Below are 3,084 nucleotides of genomic sequence, written 5' to 3'. Positions count from 1 at the left end.
CCCCCGAACTCCCCCCGGTCCCGCTGAAACCACGGGGACGCACGCGCTGATCTGCGCTTTCGTGTTTGTTGGCCCAAGGGCATTCGTTGATCGTCAATTCCCTCGGCCGGGTGATCGGGCGCCTCGGCCGGGGTGGTCCAGGTCTGCTTCGGAGGGCCTGTTCGAGTCGCAGGTGTTGCCGCCTATTCCCGTCTGTGCCAGACCTCATGCTGACCCGATGCTGACTTTCGTGACGGCTCGTCAGCTCACGACCGGGCTTCTCGGCCGAGCGTTCCACGTCGTGATCGCAAGGGGCTGGTGTGGGGCAGGGGCAAGTAGAGGCTGGACGGTAGGGTTGCGGTGACGTTACCGTCCGGCATGGAAAGTTACTTACTGTGATCCCTGCTGTGGCCCCGGCGACTTCGGACTTCTACTGCCATCGGGCGCACGCGGTCAGGAGCCCGCCGGCGTCAGGTCCTGCAGGCCCACCACCCGCAGCAGCTGCAAGCGCTCGTACGACTCCGTGCCCGGGCGGGCCGTGTGGATGACGAGTTGCTGGTTGTGGTCGGAGTTGACGAGGACCTCGCAGTCGAGTTCGAGGATGCCGATCGCAGGGTGCCGGAAGCGTTTGGTGGAGGTGCGGCGTACGGCGACCTCGTGTTCGTCCCAGAGGCGGGCGAACTCCTCGCTCGTGGCGCGCAGTTCGGTGACGAGGGCGGCGGGTTCGGGGTCCGTGGGGCGGGCCGAGGTCACCGCTCGCAGGCCGGCGACCTGCTCGCGGGCGCGCTCCGGGCGGTCCTCGGGCGGGAACAGTTCCTGGGCCGCCGGGTCCAGGAAGAAGCGGCGGATCATGTTGCGTCCTCGGGGCGGGCGGGCGAGGACGTCTCCGCTCAGCGCCCGCGACAGCGCGTTCTGGGCCAGGACCTCGCCGCAGTCGGTCACCACTGTCGCCGGGGTGTCGTGCAGCCGGTCCAGCACCAGGAGCAGGCCCGGACGCACGTGCGTGCCGGCCGCCTCTCGGCGGGGCGACTCTTCACCGGTGAGGTGGAAGAGGTGGTCGCGTTCGTCCTCCGTCAGACGCAGGGCGCGGGCCAACGCGCTGAGCATCTGGCGGGAAGGGCGCGGGCCCCGGGACTGTTCCAGCCGCGTGTAGTAGTCCACGGACATGCCGGCCAACTGGGCCACCTCCTCGCGGCGCAGCCCCGGTGTACGGCGCCGGGCTCCGGCCGTCAGACCCACGTCGGAAGGGGCCAGGCGGGCGCGGGTGCGGCGCAGGAAGTCGGCGAGTTCGGCTCGGTTCACCTCTCCAGGGTGCGGGAGGCCGACCCACTTATCCAGGGACTTTCGATCCCCTGATCAAGAGGTCTCTCCCGGTCGTCCCCGCGTCGGCCGAGGCTGGTTGTCAACGACAGGCGACACAGTGCGTGAGGAGCACATCATGCTGACTTTGGTGACCGGTACGACGGGACAGGTCGGACGCCGCTTCGTGCCGAGGCTGCTGGCCCAGCGGCAGCCGGGCGAGCAGGTGCGGGTCCTGGTGCGGGACGCGGCCCGCGGCGAGCGCTTCGCGGAGCTTGGCGCCCAGGTCGCCGTAGGAGACATGCGTGAGGAGGAGACACTCGGCAAGGCGCTCGCCGGCGTGGACGCCGTCGTGAACGTCGCCGCCTCCTTCCGCGGAGTGCCGGACGAGGAGGCGTGGGCCGTCAACCGGGACGCCGCGGTGGCTCTGGGCCGCGCCGCGCAGGCCTCCGGCGTGGAGCGGTTCGTGCAGGTCAGCACGGGCAATGTGTACGGCGTCGGACGGGGCCGCCCGCTGACCGAGGAGGATGAGAGCCACCCGGGCGGCGCGATGTGGGGCGCCTACCCGGAGTCCAAGGCCGAGGCCGAGCGCGAACTGCTCGCGCTCAAGGGCCTGGATGTCCGTATCGGACGCCTCCCCTTCGTCTACGGCGAAGGCGACCCGCACCTCGCCAACTCCTTGCATTGGGCCGTCCGTTGGGCACCGCACCAGCGCCTGCAGATGGCCCACCACGCGGACGTCGCCCAGGGCCTGATGCGTCTGCTGTACACGTCGGGCATCGCCGACCGGATCTACAACATCGCCGACGACGCCCCCGTCACGACGGTCGAGCTGTACCAGCTCAACGGCGTGGAGGTGCCCGCCGGGCTCCACGAGCTCACGGACCCCGACCCGTGGTTCGGGATCATGTCCAACCAGCGGATCCGCCGGGAGCTCGGCTTCCGGCCGATCTACCCGAGTGTCTGGACGGCCCGGGACGCCGGAGCCCTGTGACGGTCCCCGCGCCGGGCAGTCCACCCCTGTGATCTGCCCCAGCAGCACCGCCCCCGACACCGCGATCACGACCACCATCAGGTGCAGCACGCGGTGGCCGTCCCAGGTACGTCACGATCAGCACCGCCGCGGGCAGGATCAGGAATTCCCGGACGGGCCCCCGTTTCCGTATCCGAGCCGAAGGCGAGTCCTGATGAACAGATCCGACGGGTAGCGGCGGCGCCGTGTCTTCGAGGTCCGCGGCCGCATCGGTACCCCGCGCACGCCGATCGACTACGCGAAGATCGGCCGGTCCTCGGCGCGGCGCCGCGCGCGGGGCATGACGCCCAGCGAGGCGGTGAAGGGGCTCGAGGAGGCCGAACTGCACCGCGCACCTGGACCGACGCCATGAGGACCTGGCCGACGACGGCGGGCGCCGTGAAGCGGAGCTCGCGGAGTGGCAGCGCCTCACGCGGCTGCTCGCCGCGACCGGTGGCCCGTACGACCCGGACGCCGACGCGGTCGTCCAGGAGGAGCTCGCCGAAGACCGGCGCCGCGAGGAAACCGAGCGGCAGCGTCGCCAGGAGCAGCAGCGGGTGGCCGCCGGGCCGATGAACGGGGGCCCTCGCCGGGGACGGCCGACTCGACCAGACCGTGGCGGAGCAGGCCGGGTGACGAAGCCGCCCCGGCCTGTTCCCGAACGACTGCGGCGGCCACCGCGCCGAGGCGATCGACGACTGGCTCGCCCACGCCCTCGCCACCCACTCCGGCCACTACGCCGACCCGGACAGCCGCACGGCCGCCACGACTCTGCTGCCCGCGCCGCGGCGCGG

2 protein-coding genes are annotated in these 3,084 nt (G+C 71.5%); one reads left to right on the top strand and one right to left on the bottom strand.

Annotation, left to right across the window (positions count from 1 at the left end; genetic code table 11):
- Positions 1–432: 432 nt before the first annotated feature.
- Positions 433–1,281: a helix-turn-helix transcriptional regulator gene (locus BFF77_RS31010; protein WP_066956708.1), complete on the bottom strand. Its 849-nt coding sequence runs from the start codon at positions 1,279–1,281 to the stop codon at positions 433–435.
- Between the two features lie 136 nt (positions 1,282–1,417).
- On the opposite strand from BFF77_RS31010, the gene BFF77_RS31005 reads away from it, so the two are divergent.
- A complete protein-coding gene (locus tag BFF77_RS31005; RefSeq protein ID WP_066956706.1) occupies positions 1,418–2,272 on the top strand; it encodes an NAD-dependent epimerase/dehydratase family protein in 855 nt (284 codons plus the stop codon).
- Positions 2,273–3,084 lie beyond the last annotated feature (812 nt).

The sequence above is a fragment of the Streptomyces lushanensis genome, assembly GCF_001700515.1.
GTDB lineage: Bacteria > Actinomycetota > Actinomycetes > Streptomycetales > Streptomycetaceae > Streptomyces > Streptomyces lushanensis.
The sequence above is the reverse complement of the archived record's forward strand: the minus strand, read 5'-3'. Positions and strand labels throughout refer to the sequence as shown.

Excerpts from the sequence above, each read along its gene's own strand:
- BFF77_RS31005 (WP_066956706.1), top strand. The coding sequence starts at position 1,418 with ATGCTGACTTTGGTGACCGGTACGACGGGACAGGTCGGACGCCGCTTC.